Source organism: Rahnella sp. Larv3_ips, assembly GCF_003697865.1.
Classification (GTDB): domain Bacteria; phylum Pseudomonadota; class Gammaproteobacteria; order Enterobacterales; family Enterobacteriaceae; genus Rahnella; species Rahnella rivi.
This window is the reverse complement of record NZ_MJIB01000021.1, coordinates 366804-388216: the sequence shown is the minus strand read 5'-3', so window position 1 is coordinate 388216 and position 21413 is coordinate 366804. Positions and strand designations below refer to the sequence as shown.

The following is a 21413-nucleotide window of genomic DNA, read 5'->3' as shown; positions in this document are numbered from 1 at the left end:
GATTGAGTCATGAATGGCTTTAAATATTGTTCAGATCCGACCAGCGTCAAGCCGGAGCATGAGAAATTGCGACGTTGCAGAGTTATCCGAGAAGCCACACACTGGCCGACGTATTCAGGCTTCTTCTAAGGACAAAAGAATGGCGACCACCCGTTGTAGCTGGGTTTCAAAAGAACCGATTTATCTCGAATATCACGATAAAGAATGGGGCGTGCCGGTCAAAGATGGCCGTGAGCTGTTTGAAATGTTGTGCCTCGAAGGCCAGCAGGCAGGGCTCTCGTGGATCACCATCCTGAGAAAGCGCGAAAACTACCGCCAGAACTTCCACCATTTCGATCCGGTGCGCATTGCCAAAATGACCGATGAGGATGTTGAGCGCCTGGTGCTCGACGCCGGAATTGTGCGCCATCGCGGAAAAATCAAAGCGATCATCCTGAATGCACAGATTTATTTAGCCATGCAGGCCAGCGGCGAAGATTTTTCAGACTTCATCTGGCGCTTTGTTGATCATCAACCGGTCATCAATAATCCTCTCGGGCCTGAAGGCGTACCGGCAACCACCGCCGTGTCAGATGCCATGTCTAAAGCGCTGAAAAAGAAAGGGTTCAAGTTTACCGGTTCGACCATCTGCTACGCGTTTATGCAGGCCGCCGGGCTGGTGAACGATCATCAGGCTTATTGTTTCTGTCATCCGAAAAATCAACCCGCATGATCCGCCGCTCAGTACCAGCCGACACCGAAGCGATTATGCATCTGTGGCTGCGCAGTACGGTGGCGGCACACCCGTTTATTGAGGCGTCTTACTGGTACGAAAGTTTGCCGATGGTGCGCGAGACGTTTCTGCCACAGGCTCAAACCTGGGTTTCGACCGCCGAAGACGGTGGGATCAATGGCTTTATCGGCGTCTTAAATCAGCAGTTTATCGGCGCGCTGTTTGTGGATGAACGCGTGTACGGTAAGGGCATCGCGCAGCAATTAATGGACGTGGTCAAAAAACATTATCCGCTTTTGCTTCTCGAGGTTTATCAGCAAAATCACCGCGCCGTGGCGTTCTATCGCAAAGAAGATTTCTTAGTGGTCAACGACACGGTTCATCCCGGAACCGGTCTTCCGACCTGGGTTCTGCGCTGGCATCAGCCCCTTTTCGAATAATTTCCCAAAATCCCTTAAAAGACAAAAACGGATAACCGGAATTCTCCTACTGCTTAACGTCACGAAATTGCGCATAAATGGCGCCAGAACGCCGCAGGGCGGATGTCCGCCCGTTGCATTTGTTTATGTTTTGACACCTTTTTCTGTGCAACTTACCAGAAACCCGGCAGTCATAATGCAGCGGTCAGTTTCTAAATAAAAAACATCCTTAAAGGGAAAAAAGATGAGCAAAAGATTACTTGTGGTTGCTGGCGTACTTTGCGTCACGATGGGCCTGTCAGCCTGTACCACCAATCCGTACACCGGCGAATCAGAAGCAGGAAAATCCGGCATCGGCGCAGGGCTGGGTGCAGCTCTGGGCGCAGGCGTGGGGATGCTTTCATCTTCTAAACACGATCGCGGCAAAGGCGCCCTTATCGGTGCCGCAGCAGGTGCTGCGCTGGGCGGCGGCGCGGGTTATTACATGGATGTGCAGGAATCTAAACTGCGCGACAAAATGAAAGGCACCGGCGTCAGCGTGACGCGTCAGGGCGATAATATCGTGCTGAACATGCCAAACAACGTGACCTTCGATACCAACAGCAGCACGCTGAAACCGGCGGGCGCGAATACGCTGACCGGCGTGGCGATGGTACTGAAAGAGTATCCGAAAACAGCCGTGAACGTCGTGGGTTACACCGACAGCACCGGCACGCGCGCGCTCAACATGAAGCTGTCACAGCAACGTGCTGACGGCGTCGGCAGTGCGTTGATCACCCAGGGCGTTGATGGCAGCCGCGTTCGTACCACCGGTGCAGGCCCGGATAATCCGATTGCCAGCAACAGCACTGAAGCCGGTAAAGCGCAGAACCGTCGCGTTGAGATCACCCTCAGCCCGTTGCAGTAACGGCTTCACCTGCCGTATAACGCCGGGGCCAGATGGCCCCGTTTTTATGCATCCTGTGTTATTCTGGCGTTCTCACCTGCGTAACGGATGCCAGTATGTCTCTGAAAGCTATCGCGAAAGATCTCGGTCTGTCTGTGACCACCGTCAGCCGTGCGCTGAACGGTTACGACGATGTTTCAGCGGACACTAAAGCGCGGGTACAGGCAGCGGCGGATTTACGCGGCTACCGGCCCAACACCCTCGCCCGCCGGTTAAAAATGGGCAAGATCGATGCTGTTGGCCTCATTTTCCCCTTCACTTCACATCCGTTAAGCAATTCAGCCTTTGTCGAAATGGTGGGCTGTATCACCCGCGAACTCGCGAAATATGAAATTGATCTGCTGCTGGTGCCGGATGAACTGGGCACGTTTTCGTGGCGACGCCTGATTGAAAGTAAACGCGTGGACGCCATGCTGGTCGCCCATACGCTGGATGATGATCCGCGCCTGCTGGATTTGCAGCAGCGCAACTTTCCGTTTCTGGCGCTCGGGCGCAGCCGTTGCCTGACGCAGGATTACGCCTGGTTCGATTTCGATAACCGCGCTGGCATGCAAATGGCGGTCGATCACCTCGCCACGCTTGGGCATCAGCGCATCGCGTTTCTCGGCGAAAATAATCAGCAGTCGTTTATCGGCCAGCGTCATCAGGGCTATCTCGACGGGCTTCTGGCACACAAACTGCCGCTTTACGACGGGTACGTGAACAAAGTCAGCCCAAGCCGCCGGGCCGGATATCAGGCAACGCAGGCGTTGCTGGCCCTGCCGCTGCCGCCGACGGCGATTGTCTGTGACTGCAATATGCACGGTGAAGGCGCGGCGCTGGCGTTGTACGAAGCCGGATTGCTGCTTAACGGCGGCGTATCACTGATTATCTATGACGGTTTACCCTCTGACAGCCTGCCAGACGTGGCGGTCACCGCCATCCGTCAGGGCACCCGGGAAGCGGTCGGCCTGCAAATCGCCGGCATGACAATGGCACTGATCCGTAACGAACCGGTGAGCGGTTTGCAGGTGCTCTGGCAACCAGAATTGCAGGCGGGCGTCACCGCACATCCACCGCGTCAATAATTCCCCTTTCGGTTATTTTTCCACCCTATATCACAAATTTGCACCATCACATTTCCCATCCGAAACGTTTCGGATCAATAGTTACTCCACCAGATAACGTTTTATCGCTGCAAATTACCCTGTGGAGTAGTGACACTATGGAAAACCCGATCGTCCATTTAACCAGCGAACACAGCAGCCTGATCGTCCGTTGTGCGCCGTTCGCTGAAATCCTCTACTGGGGAAACCGCCTGAGCCAGTTTTCGGCAGACGACGTCATTTCCCTCGCCCGCGCCGTACCCAATGGCCGTATTGATGTGGAAGCACCGGTGAATTTCAGCGCCGATTCAGGCCGGGGCTCGTTTGGTACGCCGGGCGTGGAAGGCCATCGCGACGGGCTGGACTGGTCGCCGGTATTCGATACCACGGACGTGAAACAGCAGGGAAATCAGCTGATCATTACCACCGAAGACGCCATCGCAGGTTTGCAGTTTCGCAGCGAACTGCGCCTCGGTGACAGCGGCGTATTGCAGATGCGCAATGCGCTGACCAGCCTGAAACCCGGCACCTATCAGGTGACGCGGCTGGCCGTCACGCTGCCGCTGCCGGAGCGCGCCGCCGAAGTGATGGCGTTTCATGGCCGCTGGATCAAAGAGTTCCAGCCGCACCGCACGCTGCTCGATCACGGCGGCATCATTCAGGAGAACCGCCGCGGGAAAACCTCTTCCGAATATTTCCCGGCGATGATGATCGGTCATCCGGGGTTTAGCGAGGAACAGGGCGAAGTCTGGGGAATACATCTCGGCTGGAGCGGTAACCACCGCCTGCGTGCCGACATCAAAATCGACGGTCGCCGTCTGGTCCAGGCCGAAGCGCTGTATCTGCCGGGCGAACAGCGTCTTGAACAGGGTGAAACACTGGAAACGCCGTGGCTGTACGCCAGCTATTCTGCTGCCGGGCTTAACCGCATGAGTCAGCAGTTTCACCGCTTCGTGCGTGAAGATATTTTGCGTTTCCCCGGCGACAAACCGCGACCGGTGCACCTCAATACCTGGGAAGGGATTTATTTCGATCACGATCCCGACTACATCATGCAGATGGCGACACAATCCGCCGCGTTGGGCGTTGAACGCTTCATTATCGACGACGGCTGGTTCAAAGGGCGCGACCACGATCGCGCGGCGCTCGGCGACTGGTATCTCGATGAGAAGAAATACCCGAACGGCCTGAAACCGGTGATCGACCACGTCAAACAACTCGGCATGGAATTTGGTATCTGGGTCGAGCCGGAGATGATTAATCCGGATTCCGATTTATACCGCGCCCATCCCGACTGGCTGCTGGCCTTGCCGGGGTATCAGCAACCGAGCGGACGCCATCAGTTCGTGCTCGATCTGAACAATCCGCAGGTCTTTGATTATCTGGTGGAACGCATGAGCTGGCTGCTCGGTGAACACGATGTGGATTACGTAAAGTGGGACATGAACCGTGAAATCGTTCAGCCGGGCCACGAAGGCCGCGCAGCGCTGACCACGCAAACCCGGCAGTTCTACCGCCTGCTCGACGTGCTGGGCGAACGTTTCCCGCAGATTGAATTTGAATCCTGCGCGTCCGGCGGTGGCCGCATTGATTTTGAAGTGCTCAAACGCAGCCACCGTTTCTGGACATCCGACAACAACGATGCGCTGGAACGGCAGAAAATTCAGCGCGGCATGAGCTATTTCTTCCCGCCGGAAGTGATGGGCTCGCACATCGGCAACAAACTGTGCCACGCCACGTCGCGCCAGCACAGCATTGAATTCCGCGGCCTGACGGCGCTGTTTGGCCACATGGGCATTGAGCTGGATCCGGTGAAAGAAGGCGAAGCCGAACGCGCCGGTTTTGCGAAATACACCCGCCTTCATCAGCAGCTTCGCCCGTTACTGCACAGCGGCGACGTTTACCGCGTGGATACGCAGGATGAAACGGTGCTGATTAACGGCGTGGTCAGCGAAAACAAAGATCGCGCCGTGTTTCTGGTCAGCCAGTTGGCGATGCCGACCTGGTCATTACCCGGTGTGTTACGCGTGCCAGGGCTGAAAACCGATGCCCGCTATCGCGTGACGGTGCTGGACGAACCGGCGCTGCTGGCGGGTGGCGGCAGCGGTCACACCATGCGGGTGCAACCGGCGTGGCTGCATGCATCTGTGGCATTGAGCGGTGAATGGCTGGCGAATGCCGGGCTGACGCTGCCGGTGCTGGATCCGGAAAGCGCTCTGCTTCTGGGCTTCGAAGAAATCAGATAACAACAAAAAAACGCCGGTACGACAGTGCCGGTTTTCATGGTTTCGGCAAGGAAATCACTATGAACCCTACACAAACTTCCGATCGTTGCTTCTATAAAAAAAATACTAACTTCTGGATATTTGGCAGCTATTTCTTCCTCTATTTCTTCATTATGGCGACCTGTTATCCGTTTTTACCGATCTGGCTGTCAGACGTTATCGGCCTGAGTAAAACGGAAACCGGCATCGTGTTTTCCAGCATGTCGCTGTTTGCCATTCTGTTTCAGCCGTTCTTTGGCATCATTTCTGACAAACTTGGCCTGAAAAAACACCTGTTGTGGATCATCGCCGTCCTGCTGTTTCTGTTTGCTCCGTTCTTCATTTACGTGTTTGCGCCTCTGCTGAAAATCAATATTGTGCTGGGCGCAATCCTGGGTGGTGCGTACATCGGCTTCGTCTTCGCGGGCGGTTCAGGGGCTACCGAGGCCTATATCGAAAGGGTCAGCCGCAGCAGTGCTTTCGAATATGGCAAAGCGCGTATGTTCGGCTGTTTCGGCTGGGGGATTTGCGCTTCCACCGCTGGCGTATTATTTAACATCAACCCGGATATCGTGTTCTGGATGGGTTCCGGCGCGGCAGTTATTCTGATGGTATTGCTGCTGATCTCCCGCCCGCAGGAAAACAAAAATGCGCAGGTGATGGACAAACTCGGGGCCAATCAGCCGCAATTCTCGCTGAAAACGGCGGCATTGCTGCTGAAAGAACGCAAACTGTGGATGTTGATTTTGTACGTGGTGGGTGTCGCCTGCGTTTACGACGTATTTGATCAGCAGTTCGCCACCTTCTTCAAAACCTTCTTCTCCTCGCCGCAGCAGGGCACGGAAATGTTCGGCTACGTGACCACCGCCGGGGAATTGTGCAACGCGCTGATCATGTTCTGCTCACCCTGGATCATCAACCGCATTGGCGCGAAAAATACGCTGTTGCTGGCGGGGACGATCATGTCGATTCGCATCGTCGGCTCTTCGTTTGCCACCACGGCTGCCGAAGTGATTGTGCTGAAAATGCTGCATGCGCTGGAAGTGCCGTTCCTGCTGGTCGGCGTGTTCAAATACATCACCCAGATTTTTGATGTCCGGTTCTCGGCGACTATTTATCTGATCGGGTTTAACTTTGCCAAACAGCTGGCGGCGATTTTCCTTTCTGCTTTCGCGGGCAGCCTGTATGACCGCATCGGGTTCAGCGATACCTATCTGATCCTCGGCGGTATCGCCTTTGCGGTGACGATCATTTCCGCCTTTACGCTCAGCAGCAGACCGAAGCCTCAGGCGGTTTCGGCCGTGCGCACGGCCGAAGGTTTGCGCTGACTTGCGGTTACAGCCTTTCGACACTCTGTGCTAGTCTCCGTGGAATATGCATGAGGGGAGAAAGGTTGTGAGCAAAAAACAGGAACCGGGCGCGGCGGTTCGCGCTACGATACGTGACGTTGCCAGTGCAGCAAAAACCGGTAAAACCAGCGTTTCACGTTATCTCAACGGTGAAAAACACCTGCTGTCCGATGATCTCAAAGAGCGCATCGGACGGGCGATCTCCCTGCTGGATTATCAGCCCAGCCAGATGGCCCGCAGCCTGAAAAGCGGCCATACACGTCTGATCGGGCTGATCCTCGCCGATATCACGAATCCCTATTCTGTCGATGTGATGCGCGGCGTCGAAGCCGCCTGCCGTCAGGAAGGGCTGACGTTGCTGGTCTGCAACACCAATAACGAGCTCGATCAGGAAAAGCATTACCTGCAGTTACTCAGCAGCTACCGCGTGGATGGCATGGTGGTCAACGCCGTCGGGATGCGTGAAGCGGCGATCTCTACGCTGCAACAGGCCAATTTACCGATGGTGCTGATTGACCGCAAAGTCGCCGATTTTGCCTGTGACGTGATTGCACTGAACAACGTCGAAGCCACGCAGATGATGACCGATCATCTTCTGCAACAAGGCTTTGAAGCCGTGCTTTTCGTCACCGAACCCGCCAACGTCAATACCCGCCTGGATCGCCTGCGCGCCTTTTTGCAGCGCATGCAGCAATCGCCAGAATGTATCGCCGAACAGGGCGAAATCGAGCTCAGCAACACGGGCGGGCTGGAGACGTTGCTGCGCGATTTTGTCGCACGCCATCCAGACAAACATAAAGCGGTGATGTGTGTGAACGGAGCGCTGACGTTACAGGTGGCACGCGCCCTGCGCAGGCTGGATATCACCTGGGGGCCGGACATCGGTCTGTCAGGTTTTGACGAACTGGTGTGGGCTGATCTTGCCGGCGTTGGGATCACCACGTTCAGGCAGCCGACGTATGAGATGGGCGTCGCAGCACTCGGTCAGCTGGTGACGCGCATTCAGGGCAGCACCGCACCGGTCAAAGACCTCGAATTCTCCGGCGAGCTGATTGCACGCGCCTCCACCGCACGCCGCTGATCGCTTTCTTCTCCCCTTTTCTCTCCCGTTCTTCGTGAGCGGGATCATGTTTCTGACCTTCGGGTCTTTTGATTGGAACCGGTTCCAATTAGGTTATATAAAGCGAAACAAATTATTAACAAGAACACGCAGCGCCATTTGTTCCACTAAGATAATGTCTTCTAAACGCTCGCTGGCACCGCATTCCGGTGCGTTTTAACAGGACAAAGAGTCATGCAAAGAGAGATCGTCATCGTTACTGCCGCTTACGGTAACAGCGTCGTCCGCGCCCTTGGCGGGCAGTCAGAACTGCTGCCGGTCATCGCTGCCGCGAAGGCCGACGGCGTGGAAATCCGCCGTGAACTCTTCACCGGCGAAGAGCTGAACGCCCTGGCGCAACTTGCTGAAAAGATTAAACAGAACGGGCTGTTCGCGGTGTATTCCGTGCCCTTCGCGCTGTTTAACACCGGCGGCAAGCTGAACCCTGACGCGGAACAGTATTTCGATGAGGCCCATACTTTAGGTGCCCGCACCATCAAGTTCTCACTCGGCGAGTTTGAGCCGGGCGCGGACCTGACGCCGCTGAAAGTGCTGCTGGCAGCGAAGCCCGTGAAGCTGGTGGTGGAAAATGACCAGTCGAGCGAATGCGGGATACTTTCGCGCATTAATGCCTTTATGTTTGCGGCTGAATCCCTGCACCTGCCGCTGGATATGACGTTCGACATGGCGAACTGGCTGTGGGTGGGACAGGATCCGGCAACGGCAGCTGAACGGCTGGCGCGTCACGTCGGTTACGTCCATGTCAAAGCGGCAGAAAAGCGTGGCGGAAAATGGCACGCCGTGGCACTCGATGACAGCGATGGCAGCTGGATCCCGTTACTGAAAGCCCTGCCTCAGGATGTGCCGCGCGGCATTGAATTCCCGCTCGAAGGGGAAGATTTGGTCGCCGTGACACGGTATTACGTCGAGCTGTTGCGTAAAACATACTGAGGATCCATCAGGAGAAACCGTTATGAACCAGTCCAGGATTGCACCGCGTCGCTGGTGGTACATCATGCCGATCGTGTTCATCACTTACAGTCTGGCTTATGTCGACCGCTCGAACTTCAGCTTCGCGTCGGCGGCCGGTATCAATGATGATCTCGGCATCACCAAAGGGATGTCGTCCCTGCTGGGCGCACTGTTTTTCCTGGGTTATTTCTTTTTCCAAATCCCCGGCACCATTTACGCCGAAAGGCGCAGCGTTAAGAAACTGATTTTCTGGTGCTTATTGCTGTGGGGCGGGTTTGCCTCTCTGACCGGCGTGGTGAATAACATTCCCATGCTGGCCGCCATCCGCTTTGCGCTCGGCGTGGTCGAAGCCGCGGTGATGCCCGCGATGCTGGTGTACATCAGCAACTGGTTCACAAAGTCAGAGCGCTCACGCGCCAACACGTTTCTGATCCTGGGTAATCCGGTCACGGTGCTGTGGATGTCGGTACTTTCCGGCTATCTGATCGAATCGTTTGGCTGGCGGGAAATGTTTATCTTCGAAGGTATTCCGGCTGTGATCTGGGCGGTTATCTGGTGGTTTACCGTCAAAGATAAACCCGAAGACGTCGGCTGGCTGAGCGCGCAGGAGAAAAAAGCCCTGAGCGAGCAGCTGGCAAAAGAGCAAAAAGAGATCCAGGCGGTGGGCGGTTATCGCGAAGCTTTCCGCTCGCGCAGCGTCATTCTTTTGTGTCTGCAGTATTTCTTCTGGAGCATTGGGGTCTACGGCTTTGTGCTGTGGCTGCCATCGATCCTGCACGACGGTAAAGAGATGGGCATGGTCGAGGCGGGCTGGTTATCTTCCGCCCCCTATCTGGCCGCCACGCTCGCCATGATCCTGGTGTCATGGGCCTCGGACAAAATGCAAAACCGCAAACTGTTTGTCTGGCCGCTGCTGCTCGTCGGTGCGCTGGCGTTCTTCGGCTCCTGGGCGACCGGCAGCCACAACTTCTGGCTGTCTTACGGTTTGCTGGTCATCGCCGCGGCCGCAATGTATGCACCTTACGGCCCGTTCTTCGCCATCATTCCTGAAATGCTGCCTAAAAATGTCGCCGGTGGCGCGATGGCGCTGATCAACAGCCTTGGCGCGCTGGGCTCTTTCTTTGGTTCGTGGTTTGTTGGTTATCTGAACGGGAATACCGGCAGCCCTTCCGCCTCTTTTATTTTTATGGCCGTGTCGTTGCTGGTCTCCGCAGGCCTGACCCTGCTGGTGAAACCGCAGCAGGCCGCAACAAAACCTGAAGATGTTTCCTTAACCCAAGGGAGTAATAATTGATGAAGCCGTCTATTGTCCTGTACAAAAAACTGCCCGCCGATCTGCATCAACGTCTCGAACAGCACTTTTCTATCACTGAGGTGGATGGCATCACCGATGAAAACCGCGCTGCGGTGTTTGATGCGCTGCAAAATGCCGAAGGGTTACTGGGGTCTGGCGGCAAGATTGATAAAGAGCTGTTTGACCACGCGCCGCGCCTGCGTGCGGTATCCACCATTTCCGTGGGATACGACAATTTCGACGTGGCAGAACTGACCCGCCGCGAAATTCCGATGATGCATACCCCGACCGCACTGACCGACACCGTGGCGGATACGGTCATGGCGCTGGTGCTTTCCACTGCGCGCCGCGTGGTGAATGTCGCCGAACGCGTGAAAGCCGGTGAATGGACAGATAACGTCGGCCCTGACTGGTTCGGCACCGACGTACACCATAAAACCATGGGCATCGTCGGCATGGGCCGCATCGGTCTGGCTCTGGCGCAGCGCGCACATTTCGGTTTCGACATGCCGATTCTGTATAACGCCCGCAGTCAGCATAAAGAAGCGGAAGAGAAGTTTGGCGCGCGCAAATGCGAACTGGATGAGCTGCTGAAAACCGCTGATTTCGTCTGTATTCTTCTGCCGATGACCGAACAAACCTTCCATCTGATTGGCAAAGAAGAGCTGGGGAAAATGAAATCCAGCGCGATCCTGATCAGCGCCGGACGCGGCCCGGTTATCGATGAACCCGCTTTGATTGAAGCCCTGAAAGCCGGGACGATTTATGGCGCAGGGATGGACGTGTTCGAGACAGAACCACTGCCAAAAGACTCACCGTTGCTGAGCCTGCCAAACGTGGTGGCGCTGCCACACATCGGTTCTGCCACGCATGAAACCCGTTACGACATGGCCGCCTGCGCCGTCGATAACCTGATCGCCGCCCTGACCGGCGAGGTGAAAGAGTTCTGCGTTAACCCGGAAGTGTTGAAGAAGTAAGTTTCATCGCCTCGCAGTGATCCTCCCCTTCCGGCACGTCCGGGAGAGGAGGACATTTCAAAACCCGGTGGTCCGATTGCACTGCTTTGCCGCAGGCGTTATTGTGGACATCACATTTCGATAACATACAAAGCTTTCTATGACGTTTTCTGCTTTCGGTGACAAATTTACCCGTTTTTCAGGCATCACCCGCCTGATGGGCGACATGAATGACGGTTTACGCACGCCCGGCGCGGTGATGCTCGGCGGCGGTAATCCGGCGCAAATTCCTGAGATGCAGGATTATTTCCAGACGTTGCTCAGCGAAATGCTGGCCACTGGCAAGCTGACTGAAGCCTTGTGTAATTACGATGGCCCGCAGGGCAAAGACGTTCTGCGCCATGCGCTGGCAGAAATGTTACAGAAAGAACTGGGCTGGCAGCTGGATGCGCAAAACATTGCGCTGACCAACGGCAGCCAGAGCGCCTTCTTCTATTTGTTCAATCTGTTCGCCGGACGTCGCGCCGACGGCAGCATGTCAAAAGTGTTGTTCCCGCTGGCACCGGAATATCTGGGATATGCCGATGCCGGGCTGGATGAAAACCTGTTTGTCTCGGCCAAGCCGAACATCGAATTGCTGCCGGAAGGCCAGTTCAAATATCACGTCGATTTCGATCATCTGAACATTTCCGATGACATTGGCCTTATCTGCGTCTCACGCCCGACCAACCCGACCGGCAACGTCATCACCGACGAAGAGCTGATCCGCCTCGACGCACTGGCACAGCAAAAGAATATTCCACTGTTAATCGATAACGCCTATGGCGTGCCGTTCCCTGGCATCGTCTTTACCGACGCCACGCCGCTGTGGAATCCGAACATCATTCTGTGCATGAGCCTGTCGAAACTCGGCCTGCCAGGGTCGCGTTGCGGTATCGTGATCGCCGATGAGAAAATCATCAAAGCGATCAGCAACATGAACGGCATTATCAGCCTGTCTCCGGGCAGCGTCGGCCCGGCCATCGCTCATGAGATGATTGCGCGCGGCGATTTGCTGCGTCTTTCCGAAGAGGTGATCAAACCCTTCTATTTCCAGCGCGTGCAGGAAACCATTGCCACGCTGCGCCGTTATCTGCCGGAAGAACGTTGCCTGATCCATAAACCGGAAGGGGCGATTTTCCTGTGGCTGTGGTTTAAAGATTTACCGATCACCACCGAAGTGCTGTATCAGCGCCTGAAACAGCGCGGCGTGCTGATGGTGCCAGGCGATTACTTCTTCCCAGGGCTTGAGCATCCGTGGGCGCATACGCATCAGTGCATGCGCATGAATTACGTGCCGGACGCCGAGCAAATCGAGCGCGGCGTGCAGATTCTGGCGGAAGAAGTGGAAAAAGCGCACGCGGAAACGCAGGCACTCTGAGCCGATTTACAGGCATAAAAAAACCGGAGTTCGTCACCCCGGTTTTCTGTTTACGCTCAATGTTCAGATCTTATGACGGCTGGTTTTCCAGTGCAGGTTTTTCACTGCCGATCGCGATTTTCTGCGGTTGCAGCGCTTCCGGTACATCACGCACCAGGCTAATGTGCAGCAAACCGTTGACGAACTCGGCTGCTGACACATGCATATGCTCAGCCAGCGTGAAACTCAGGGTAAAAGGTTTGATGACCAGGCCCTGATGCAGGTATTCCACCTTCGTCTCCGCCTGTTCCGGCGTACCGCTGACGGTTAAACGCGGCCCTTCCACTTCTATATTCAGGTCACTTTGTTTAAAACCGGCCAGTGCCAGCGAGATGCGATAATGGTTATCGTCTGACTTCTCGATGTTATACGGCGGAAATGCCTGATCTGAACCCTGCATTGAACTGGCTAATTTATCGAAACCAATCCACTGACGCAGTAACGGGGAAATATCATAATTACGCATGGTGTAACTCCTTCTTTGAAGCGAGATTAACAATTCCGTCCTCCATTTTGGATGTGACGGTTCAGCTCCCTGACGGCGAGCCTAAACTTTTTCATTTTCTGACGGTCAATATCCTGATTAACGGGATAGCGACCGTTGAATTAACGAATGTCGATACGGCGCGGTTTTGATGATTCAGGAACAATACGTTCCAGATCGATATACAACAGGCCATTGGACAAATTAGCGGCTTTAATTTGGATATGCTCTGCCAGCTGGAATTTGCGTTCGAAATTACGCTCAGCAATGCCCTGATATAAATAAGTGCGGTCGGTTTCTGTCGGCGCATGCGCACCTTTAACCACCAGCATGTTGTCGTGAGCCGTGATGTCCAGCTCGGATTCTGCGAAACCGGCTACCGCGATAGCAATCCGGTAATGGTTTTCGTCAACCAGCTCGACATTATAAGGGGGATATCCGCCACCCTGATTCTGACCCGATTCGATGAGATTAAATAAACGGTCAAAACCAATGGCAGAACGGTACAACGGGGATAAATCGAAATTACGCATTCTTACTTCTCCTGATATTCAGCGAGTGTTTGTTTTAGCCCTCCGGTCGGACAGGCTGCAACGCATTCCTTCATAACAAACGGTCATGAGAAAAGATCCCTTACGGCGTATCTTTGTGCGTCTCCCTTTAAAAATGGAGACGAAAGGAATATTTTCAAGCGGGGAAAAACAAAAAAATTTCGTTTTCGTTGAACCGGAATAGCCAAAATACAGCACAACGACAGGCGAAAAATCAGGGACAGCAGGCAGTTTCCTGCAGGATTTCAAATAGTAATTACACTTAATGGGATCGCAGCCACAGAGCTACAGCTTGCTTTGTTAATTTTTTGTGTTGAGTGTTATAAGTCACCTTGACTTAAAAGCTCAGCCTGACAGCATAAGATGAGTTCTAACATGATGAAATTTGCATTAACGCCGCTGATGACAGGATGTGTTTTTTTAGCGACGAGCGGTTGCTCCAGCGTGATGAGCCATACAGGGGGTGACACCGGATATTATTCCGGCGCCCGTGCTGATGTGAATATGATAAAAAGCGATGACACCAGCTGGGCCATGACGCCGCTGCTGTTGATCGACTTACCTTTCAGTGCCGCGCTGGATACGCTTCTGCTGCCTTATGATTATTATCGCAGCGGGAAAGTGACGACGCGCGATCGCGTCAAAGCCAGCGAAGAACGCAATATTGCGCTGAGTAACGGGGTCGATATCGATCACATCCCGCCAATGACCACCTCCGATCGCGGTCACAAATCTTCGGCACATAAAAAGTAACCCCATGTAACCGGCCAGAACAGGCCGGTTTTTAACAAACGTTAATCACTGTCTGCCACGCAAATCTGCGCATATCCTTCCAACTGACGCATAAACGCTACTTTACGGCCATCCGGTGAATACACGACTGCATCAGCGCACGGCGCAATATCCGATCGTGGCGTTAACCGCTGCATCTCTCCGCTTTGCACATCCAGACGCATCACGCTGTTATCGCAGATCAGCGCCAGGGATTTTCCGTCCGGGCGCCAGCTGAACGCAGACTGAATTCCCTGAACGCCATGGCTGATTTGCACCGGCTCGCCGCCGTTGGGGGAAACCGTCCACACCTGCACCACCGCGTTATGATCTTTCATCAGAAAGGCTATCTGTGTGCCGTCCGGCGACGCACGCAGCCAGTGGCGCGGCTGGGTGGCGATGCCGTTTTCGGTAAACGTGATTCGCCGCTGCTTTACCCCCGCCGGTGGCGCAGGCAGCGTTTCAAGCGTGCCCTGCAAGGGTTTATCACCGGCCTTGCGGTAATCCGCATCATTTTCCGGCAAATCCACCACAAAGATTTCCGGGTGCTTTTCGCCCTCGGCTGAAAGCGTGTCGCCGATAAAGGCCAGTGCCCGGCGCTGACGGGAACCATCGGCTTTCACATAGCCTTCCTGTCCGATCCAGCCTTCTTCATAAGCGCGGTTGATGTCATCGCTGCCGGGCTGAGGAGCAGGGGTGGTGTCGCTGACCAGCACGCTGAAATGGCTGCCGTCGTATTCGCGGGGATGCTGTTTTGCTAAGGTCACCGGACAACCGGCAAGGGCGACGCCGACATTACGCAGATCAAGCACCGGATCGTGCTCATGCAAAACGTGGTCGTTATAGGTGAAACTCAGACGGGAGCCGTCCGGGCTGAAAACATGAACGTGCGTCCCCCCGCGCAACGCGCCGGGAGTGTAAGGCGCGGTGATGTCCATGGCATCCAGCGTGACGGCCTGTTCGCGCGCGGGTTCAGAGACGATGACTCCGCGACGATGATGGAAATCATACTGCCACTGGGCATCCGGATTTTCCGGGCCATGAATAAACGCGTAACGGGCGGGCTCATCCGGGCTGACCGTCACCACACCCACGTGTGCGCCGTCCTTCGCCTGGTAAAGCACCTGAGTTTCACCGGTTTCCACATTCACCCGCTCAATGGTTGAGCCGGTAAAAGAACCGCCATGCGGACGCACGTCATACACCAGCCACTGGCTGTCCGGCGTCCAGACGTTGATATTGGTGAGCTGATGCCCGCGGGCATCCGTAGTGAGTTGTTTTTCGGTCATGCGTTCAGGTGTGCCCTGCCGTTCAAGGAGTGCCTAAGAATAGGGGACTCAAACGGCAGTGGCAATCTTCAGCAATCGCCGACACCTTTCACTTCCCCGACCAGGAAGAGATAAGACAACGCCCCCATAATGCACCGGGGAAGAAAACAGGCCGCAACTATCAGAGAGGATCAGTGGCCCAGCACGAACTTATTCACGGCAAACGCCACACCGTCTTCGGTGTTGGTTTTAGTGACGAACTGGCTGACGGCTTTCACGCTATCGAGCGCGTTCCCCATCGCGACGCCAATGCCCGCAAACTCCAGCATAGCAATGTCGTTTTCCTGATCGCCCAGCGTCATTACGTTTTCGCGCGCGATGCCCAGTTTTTCCGTCAGCGTCTTCACGCCTTCGCCTTTATTGACGCGCTTATCCAGGATTTCGAGGAAGTACGGCGAACTTTTCATGATGGTATAGCGCTCTTTGGCTTGCGCCGGAAGCTGGCTGATGGCGCGATCCAGCAGTTCAGGATCGTCAATCATCATGATTTTTGGGAAGGTCAGCGACGGATCCATCTCCTCAGCCGGACAGAATTGCAACGGTATACCGGTGGTGAACGACTCATGCACGGTATAGCGGCTGACGTGGCGGTTGGCAGTGAACAGATCGGTTTTGGTCAGCGCCTGGAAATGCACGCCCAGCTCACGCGCGAGTTTCTCAAAGTAGTGATAATCGTCAATTTCGAGGGCTATTTCGGCAATCACGCTGCCATCTTTCGCATTATGCACCAGCGCGCCATTGTTGGTGATGCAGTAACAACCGTCCTGCTGCAAATCCAGTTCCTGCAAATAACGCTGCACGCCAATGAAAGGACGCCCGGTCGCCAGAACGATTTGCACGCCTTTGGCACGCGCATCGGAGAGCGCTTTTTTTACCGCAGGCGTGACTTCGTGCTGCGGATTGAGCAAGGTTCCGTCCATATCAATTGCAATCAATTCAATAGCCATAGCATCCTCAGAGTTTGATTAATCTTTCTCAATGCTAACGCGATCACCCGCTGTAAAGCCAGTCAGAATGCGGGCTGCGTCAGACGAAAAAAAAGTCCGAAGCGGTTTCCCGGTTCGGACTCTTTATCAGCTTATGCCACTATCAGATATCGATATTGGCCGCTTTCAGGGCGTTCTCTTCGATGAAGGCACGGCGCGGTTCAACCGCATCGCCCATCAGGGTCGTGAACAACTGGTCAGCCGCAATGGCATCTTTCACGGTCACGCGCAGCATGCGACGTTGTGTTGGATCCATTGTGGTTTCCCACAGTTGCTCAGGGTTCATTTCGCCCAGACCTTTATAACGCTGAATCGACAGACCGCGACGTGACTCTTTCACCAGCCATTCCAGCGCCTGCTCAAAGCTGGTCACTGGCTGACGGCGTTCGCCACGTTCGATGTAAGCGTCTTCTTCGATCAGGCCACGCAGTTTTTCACCCAACGTACAGATTTTGCGGTATTCGCCGCCCTGAATGAAGTCTGCATCCAGATCGTAATCGGTATCCACGCCGTGAGTACGAATACGCAGGATTGGCTCGAACAGCTGGTGTTCGAGATTTTCACGCACAATCGCACTGTAGCTGCTGCCGTGCTGCTCTTTTTCGTTGAGCAGGGACACCAGCGTTTCGATCCATTCCTTCACTTTCGCTTCGTCAGCGAGCTCAGCACCGGCTAAGGTTGGCTGATAGATCAGGTTGTTCAGCAGCGCACGCGGATAACGACGTTCCATACGGCCAATCATTTTCTGCACGCTGTGATGTTCAGCGACCAGTTTCTCCAGCGGTTCACCCGCCAGGGCTGGTGCATGGGCGTTGGCGTGTAACGTTGCCCCGTCCATCGCAATGGAGATCTGATACTGATCCATCGCTTCATCATCTTTAATATACTGTTCCTGCTTACCTTTTTTCACTTTGTACAACGGCGGCTGTGCGATAAACACGTGACCACGTTCCACAATTTCAGGCATCTGACGGTAGAAGAAGGTCAGCAGCAGGGTACGGATGTGTGAACCATCGACGTCGGCATCGGTCATGATGATGATGCTGTGATAGCGCAGTTTGTCCGGGTTGTATTCGTCACGGCCAATGCCACAACCGAGCGCGGTAATCAGCGTCGCCACTTCCTGAGAAGAGAGCATTTTGTCGAAGCGCGCTTTCTCAACGTTGAGGATTTTACCTTTCAACGGCAGAATCGCCTGGTTCTTACGGTTACGGCCTTGTTTTGCAGAGCCGCCCGCTGAGTCCCCTTCCACTAAATAGAGTTCGGAATGAGCCGGGTCACGTTCCTGGCAGTCAGCCAGTTTGCCTGGCAAACCAGCCAGATCCAGCGCGCCCTTACGACGGGTCATTTCACGTGCTTTACGGGCTGCTTCACGCGCACGGGCTGCATCAATGATTTTCCCGACAACGATTTTCGCATCCGCCGGGTTTTCCATCAGATAATCCACCAGCTTCTCGTTCATCAGTGACTCAACGGCTGTCTTCACTTCGGAAGAAACCAGTTTGTCTTTGGTCTGAGAAGAGAACTTAGGATCCGGCACTTTCACCGAAACCACGGCGATCAGGCCTTCACGGGCATCGTCGCCGGTGGCACTGATTTTGGATTTTTTGCTGTAGCCTTCTTTATCCATGTACGCGTTCAGCGTACGGGTCATCGCAGAACGGAAGCCCACCAGATGGGTGCCGCCGTCGCGCTGTGGGATATTGTTGGTAAAGCAGTAAATATTTTCCTGGAAACCGTCATTCCACTGCAACGCCACTTCCACACCGATATCGTCTTTCACGGTTGAGAAATAGAACACCGTCGGGTGAATTGGGGTTTTGTTTTTATTCAGGTATTCCACAAAGGCTTTGATACCGCCTTCATAATGGAAGTGATCGTTTTTGCCGTCGCGCTTATCCAGCAAGCGGATCGCCACACCCGAGTTCAGGAACGACAGTTCACGCAGGCGTTTCGCCAGAATGTCGTACTCGAATTCAGTATGATTGGTAAAGGTGTTAAAGCTCGGCCAGAAACGCACGGTGGTACCGGTTACGTCGGTATCGCCCACGACTTTCAAGGGTTCCTGCGGCTCACCGTGCACGTAAGTCTGGGTGTGCACTTTGCCTTCACGACGGATAACCAGCTCCAGTTTTTCCGACAGGGCGTTAACGACGGAAACACCCACGCCATGCAAACCGCCGGACACTTTGTACGAGTTATCGTCAAATTTACCACCGGCATGAAGTACGGTCATGATGACCTGAGCAGCTGAAACGCCCTCTTCTTCGTGAATGCCGGTTGGAATACCACGACCATCATCCTGCACGGAAACAGAGTTATCCGCATGGATCGTGACCTGAATCTCTTTACAGTGGCCCGCGAGGGCTTCGTCGATAGCGTTGTCCACAACCTCGAATACCATGTGGTGCAGACCAGTGCCGTCATCGGTATCGCCGATATACATGCCCGGGCGCTTACGCACCGCGTCCAGCCCTTTTAATACCTTGATACTTGAGGAGTCATAAGAATTCGACATCAACGTTTCTCGCTCATTTTTAGTCCTGTGATAGAACGGCTATTTTACCTTGTTCCACGCGGAACATCTTGCCCTTTTCACCCATCATGTCGGTCACTTGCTCAGCGCTTATCGCACTGACAAAAACCTGTGCCTGGGTGGCTTTCAGGCGATCGGCCAGCAACCGACGTCGGTCGGCGTCCAGCTCGGAGGCAAAATCGTCAAGAAGATACAGGCAACGCCGCCCGCTCTGTCGGGTGAGAAACTCACCCTGCGCTAATCTGAGCGCACACATCAGTAATTTCAGCTGCCCACGGGACAGCAAATCTTCCACCGGCGTGCCGTCGGCACGAATGCGGAAATCCGCTTTGTGCGGACCTGACGCGGTATACGTTAAGGCTCTGTCGCGTTCAAAATTACGCTCCAGCAACTCGCCGTACTCGGTTTCCTTGTCCCATCCACGCTGGAAAGAAAAACTGAGGGCGAATTCGGGCAGGAATTGCGCGCAGGTCGCGCTGATATCAGCCGCGATCGCTTCGCTGTATGCTGCCCGCCATTCGCTAATGCGCTCGGCTAACGGGATCAATTCCTGATCCCAGGCACGAATTTGCGCATAACGACTCACCTGTCGCAGCGCGGCGTTGCGCTGCTTGAGTAACCGTCGCAGGTTGCTCCAGGCGATAAAAAAACCGGGATCGTGATGGAAACAACCCCAGTCGATAAATGCCCGCCGGTACTTCGGCCCGCCATTAAGCAGGGTGAAACCTTCGGGGGTGATAAGTTGCATGGGCAGCATCTGGGCCAGTTCAGACACTTTGTGCCCGTCAGTGCCATCAATGCGCACTTTGCTGTCGCCCTGACGGCTTTTACTCAGACCGATCGAGACTTCGCGATCGCCACCATCATCCACACGCGCATGGAGAACAAACTCCGGCTGATCGTGACGGATAACGCGCCCGGCCTGCAAACTGCGAAAAGCGCGGCCATGCCCCAGGGTATACACCGCTTCGAGCACACTGGTTTTACCGCTGCCGTTGGGACCGACCAGAAAGTTAAAACCAGGCGACGGATCTAAATCCGCCGCCTCAATGTTGCGGAAATCTTTTATCAGTAAGCGCGTTAAGGCCATTAATTCAGACTAGAGCCTCATCGGCATGACAACATACGCGGCCGACTGGCTGGCAGCGTCTTCGATCTGCACGCTGGAGACGGAGTCCGTCAGCAGCAGATTAACGTCTTCGCACTTGAGCGCATTCAGCACATCGAGCACGTAACTGACGTTAAAGCCGATTTCCATTTCGGTACCTTCGTAACCGACATCCAAAATTTCTTCGGCTTCTTCCTGTTCCGGGTTATTCGCGGTGATTTTCAGCTGGTTATGGCTGACATACAAACGCACGCCGCGGAATTTTTCATTGGACAGGATCGCTGCACGGGCAAACGCCTGTTTCAGCAAATCGCACCCGGCCTGCAGCGTTTTGTCCGGATTTTTCGGCAATACGCGGCGATAGTCAGGGAAGCGACCGTCGACCAGTTTAGACGTAAAGATGAAGTCGCCGACGTGAGCACGGATATTGTTGCTGCCAATTTGCAGCTGCAATGTGGTGTCACCGCCGTCGAGCAGACGCACCAGTTCCATCACACCTTTACGAGGCACGATCACCGAATGCGACGGCAAAGACTGGCCGATAGGCATTGAACACACGGCCAGACGGTGGCCGTCGGTCGCGACGGTACGCAGTTCTTCACCTTCGGTTTCGAACAGCATGCCGTTTAAATAGTAACGAACGTCCTGATGCGCCATAGAGAACTGCGTGGCTTCGATCAGACGTTTCAACGTGGCCTGCGGCAGGGTGAATTCTACTTCGCTTTGCCAGTCGTCGAGATTAGGGAAATCTGTGGCCGGCAAGGTCGACAGCGAGAAACGGCTGCGGCCTGATTTTACCAGCATGCGGTCGCCGTCGAGAGCGACGGAAATTTCCGCGCCTTCCGGCAATCCACGGCAGATATCAAAGAATTTACGCGCCGGTACCGTGGTGGCACCCGCTTCATGTGGCTGAGACAGCGCGACTTTCGCCACCATCTCCATTTCCAGATCCGTCCCGGTCAGCGACAGCGCGCCATCCGTCACCTGTAATAACAGGTTACCCAGAATAGGCAGCGTTGGTCGTCCACCCAGCGGGCTACTGACCTGTTGCAGTGGTTTCAGTAAATGCTCACGTTCAACAATAAATTTCATAG

At 54.7% G+C, this 21413-nt stretch carries 19 protein-coding genes; 12 read left to right on the top strand and 7 right to left on the bottom strand.

Annotated elements, in window-relative coordinates; genetic code table 11:
* The first annotated feature begins 139 nt into the window (after positions 1–139).
* The 11 genes from ED901_RS21285 (at position 140) to ED901_RS21235 (ending at position 12516) form a co-directional block, all read left to right on the top strand.
* The gene (locus ED901_RS21285; protein WP_056775886.1) at positions 140–712 is read left to right on the top strand and encodes a DNA-3-methyladenine glycosylase I; all 573 of its coding nucleotides are present in this window, start codon (positions 140–142) and stop codon (positions 710–712) included.
* Positions 709–1152, top strand: coding sequence for an N-acetyltransferase (locus ED901_RS21280; protein ID WP_122097146.1), 444 nt, complete (start codon positions 709–711; stop codon positions 1150–1152). The genes ED901_RS21285 and ED901_RS21280 overlap by 4 nt, the downstream gene beginning before the upstream one ends.
* Positions 1153–1375: 223 nt before the next feature.
* Complete coding sequence (locus ED901_RS21275; protein WP_056775889.1) at positions 1376–2038, top strand: OmpA family lipoprotein; 663 nt, start codon at positions 1376–1378, stop codon at positions 2036–2038.
* 95 nt (positions 2039–2133) lie between these two features.
* Positions 2134–3144, top strand: coding sequence for a LacI family DNA-binding transcriptional regulator (locus tag ED901_RS21270; RefSeq protein WP_056777172.1), 1011 nt, complete (start codon positions 2134–2136; stop codon positions 3142–3144).
* Between the two features lie 137 nt (positions 3145–3281).
* A complete protein-coding gene (locus tag ED901_RS21265) occupies positions 3282–5408 on the top strand; it encodes an alpha-galactosidase (protein WP_122097145.1) in 2127 nt (708 codons plus the stop codon).
* 59 nt (positions 5409–5467) lie between these two features.
* Positions 5468–6754 (top strand): MFS transporter, encoded by a 1287-nt coding sequence (locus ED901_RS21260; RefSeq protein WP_122097144.1) that lies wholly within the window; start codon positions 5468–5470, stop codon positions 6752–6754.
* 67 nt (positions 6755–6821) lie between these two features.
* Positions 6822–7856: a LacI family DNA-binding transcriptional regulator gene (locus ED901_RS21255; RefSeq protein ID WP_122097143.1), complete on the top strand. Its 1035-nt coding sequence runs from the start codon at positions 6822–6824 to the stop codon at positions 7854–7856.
* A 213-nt stretch (positions 7857–8069) separates the two neighbouring features.
* The gene (locus ED901_RS21250) at positions 8070–8825 is read left to right on the top strand and encodes a sugar phosphate isomerase/epimerase (protein ID WP_122097142.1); all 756 of its coding nucleotides are present in this window, start codon (positions 8070–8072) and stop codon (positions 8823–8825) included.
* 22 nt (positions 8826–8847) lie between these two features.
* Complete coding sequence (locus ED901_RS21245; RefSeq protein ID WP_122097141.1) at positions 8848–10140, top strand: MFS transporter; 1293 nt, start codon at positions 8848–8850, stop codon at positions 10138–10140.
* Positions 10140–11117, top strand: a complete 978-nt coding sequence (gene ghrB / locus ED901_RS21240; RefSeq protein ID WP_056775900.1) for a glyoxylate/hydroxypyruvate reductase GhrB — start codon at positions 10140–10142, stop codon at positions 11115–11117. Before ED901_RS21245 ends, ghrB begins: the two co-directional genes overlap by 1 nt.
* Positions 11118–11256: 139 nt before the next feature.
* Positions 11257–12516, top strand: coding sequence for a valine--pyruvate transaminase (locus ED901_RS21235; RefSeq protein ID WP_056775902.1), 1260 nt, complete (start codon positions 11257–11259; stop codon positions 12514–12516).
* 70 nt (positions 12517–12586) lie between these two features.
* Here the strand turns inward: ED901_RS21235 and ibpB are convergent, their stop codons facing one another.
* Together ibpB and ibpA are read right to left on the bottom strand one after the other, a co-directional pair.
* Entirely contained in the window at positions 12587–13021 is a 435-nt protein-coding gene (gene ibpB, locus ED901_RS21230) for a small heat shock chaperone IbpB (RefSeq protein ID WP_122097140.1), read from the bottom strand.
* A 140-nt stretch (positions 13022–13161) separates the two neighbouring features.
* Complete coding sequence (gene ibpA, locus ED901_RS21220; protein WP_122097139.1) at positions 13162–13572, bottom strand: small heat shock chaperone IbpA; 411 nt, start codon at positions 13570–13572, stop codon at positions 13162–13164.
* Positions 13573–13965: 393 nt separating this feature from the next.
* Here ibpA and ED901_RS21215 point away from each other — a divergent pair, with 393 nt between their 5' ends.
* Positions 13966–14343: a YceK/YidQ family lipoprotein gene (locus ED901_RS21215; RefSeq protein WP_056775908.1), complete on the top strand. Its 378-nt coding sequence runs from the start codon at positions 13966–13968 to the stop codon at positions 14341–14343.
* 41 nt (positions 14344–14384) lie between these two features.
* Here ED901_RS21215 and ED901_RS21210 read toward each other — a convergent pair whose 3' ends face one another.
* From ED901_RS21210 to dnaN, 5 genes are all read right to left on the bottom strand, one after another.
* Positions 14385–15650, bottom strand: a complete 1266-nt coding sequence (locus ED901_RS21210; RefSeq protein ID WP_122097138.1) for a DUF3748 domain-containing protein — start codon at positions 15648–15650, stop codon at positions 14385–14387.
* A 170-nt stretch (positions 15651–15820) separates the two neighbouring features.
* Positions 15821–16636 carry a sugar-phosphatase gene (gene yidA / locus ED901_RS21205; RefSeq protein WP_122097137.1) on the bottom strand — a complete coding sequence of 272 codons (816 nt, stop codon included), beginning with the start codon at positions 16634–16636 and terminating at the stop codon, positions 15821–15823.
* Positions 16637–16778: 142 nt separating this feature from the next.
* Positions 16779–19193 carry a DNA topoisomerase (ATP-hydrolyzing) subunit B gene (gene gyrB, locus ED901_RS21200; RefSeq protein ID WP_122097136.1) on the bottom strand — a complete coding sequence of 805 codons (2415 nt, stop codon included), beginning with the start codon at positions 19191–19193 and terminating at the stop codon, positions 16779–16781.
* Positions 19194–19212: 19 nt separating this feature from the next.
* Positions 19213–20301 carry a DNA replication/repair protein RecF gene (gene recF / locus ED901_RS21195; RefSeq protein WP_056775916.1) on the bottom strand — a complete coding sequence of 363 codons (1089 nt, stop codon included), beginning with the start codon at positions 20299–20301 and terminating at the stop codon, positions 19213–19215.
* Positions 20302–20310: 9 nt separating this feature from the next.
* Positions 20311–21411 (bottom strand): DNA polymerase III subunit beta, encoded by a 1101-nt coding sequence (gene dnaN / locus ED901_RS21190; RefSeq protein WP_013573353.1) that lies wholly within the window; start codon positions 21409–21411, stop codon positions 20311–20313.
* Positions 21412–21413 lie beyond the last annotated feature (2 nt).

Excerpts from the sequence above, each read along its gene's own strand:
- ED901_RS21285 (WP_056775886.1), top strand. The coding sequence starts at position 140 with ATGGCGACCACCCGTTGTAGCTGGGTTTCAAAAGAACCGATTTATCTC.
- ED901_RS21280 (WP_122097146.1), top strand. The coding sequence starts at position 709 with ATGATCCGCCGCTCAGTACCAGCCGACACCGAAGCGATTATGCATCTG.
- ED901_RS21275 (WP_056775889.1), top strand. The coding sequence starts at position 1,376 with ATGAGCAAAAGATTACTTGTGGTTGCTGGCGTACTTTGCGTCACGATG.
- ED901_RS21270 (WP_056777172.1), top strand. The coding sequence starts at position 2,134 with ATGTCTCTGAAAGCTATCGCGAAAGATCTCGGTCTGTCTGTGACCACC.
- ED901_RS21265 (WP_122097145.1), top strand. The coding sequence starts at position 3,282 with ATGGAAAACCCGATCGTCCATTTAACCAGCGAACACAGCAGCCTGATC.
- ED901_RS21260 (WP_122097144.1), top strand. The coding sequence starts at position 5,468 with ATGAACCCTACACAAACTTCCGATCGTTGCTTCTATAAAAAAAATACT.
- ED901_RS21250 (WP_122097142.1), top strand. The coding sequence starts at position 8,070 with ATGCAAAGAGAGATCGTCATCGTTACTGCCGCTTACGGTAACAGCGTC.
- ED901_RS21245 (WP_122097141.1), top strand. The coding sequence starts at position 8,848 with ATGAACCAGTCCAGGATTGCACCGCGTCGCTGGTGGTACATCATGCCG.
- ghrB (WP_056775900.1), top strand. The coding sequence starts at position 10,140 with ATGAAGCCGTCTATTGTCCTGTACAAAAAACTGCCCGCCGATCTGCAT.
- ED901_RS21235 (WP_056775902.1), top strand. The coding sequence starts at position 11,257 with ATGACGTTTTCTGCTTTCGGTGACAAATTTACCCGTTTTTCAGGCATC.
- ibpB (WP_122097140.1), bottom strand. The coding sequence starts at position 13,021 with ATGCGTAATTATGATATTTCCCCGTTACTGCGTCAGTGGATTGGTTTC.
- ibpA (WP_122097139.1), bottom strand. The coding sequence starts at position 13,572 with ATGCGTAATTTCGATTTATCCCCGTTGTACCGTTCTGCCATTGGTTTT.
- ED901_RS21215 (WP_056775908.1), top strand. The coding sequence starts at position 13,966 with ATGATGAAATTTGCATTAACGCCGCTGATGACAGGATGTGTTTTTTTA.
- ED901_RS21210 (WP_122097138.1), bottom strand. The coding sequence starts at position 15,650 with ATGACCGAAAAACAACTCACTACGGATGCCCGCGGGCATCAGCTCACC.
- yidA (WP_122097137.1), bottom strand. The coding sequence starts at position 16,636 with ATGGCTATTGAATTGATTGCAATTGATATGGACGGAACCTTGCTCAAT.
- gyrB (WP_122097136.1), bottom strand. The coding sequence starts at position 19,193 with ATGTCGAATTCTTATGACTCCTCAAGTATCAAGGTATTAAAAGGGCTG.
- recF (WP_056775916.1), bottom strand. The coding sequence starts at position 20,301 with ATGGCCTTAACGCGCTTACTGATAAAAGATTTCCGCAACATTGAGGCG.
- dnaN (WP_013573353.1), bottom strand. The coding sequence starts at position 21,411 with ATGAAATTTATTGTTGAACGTGAGCATTTACTGAAACCACTGCAACAG.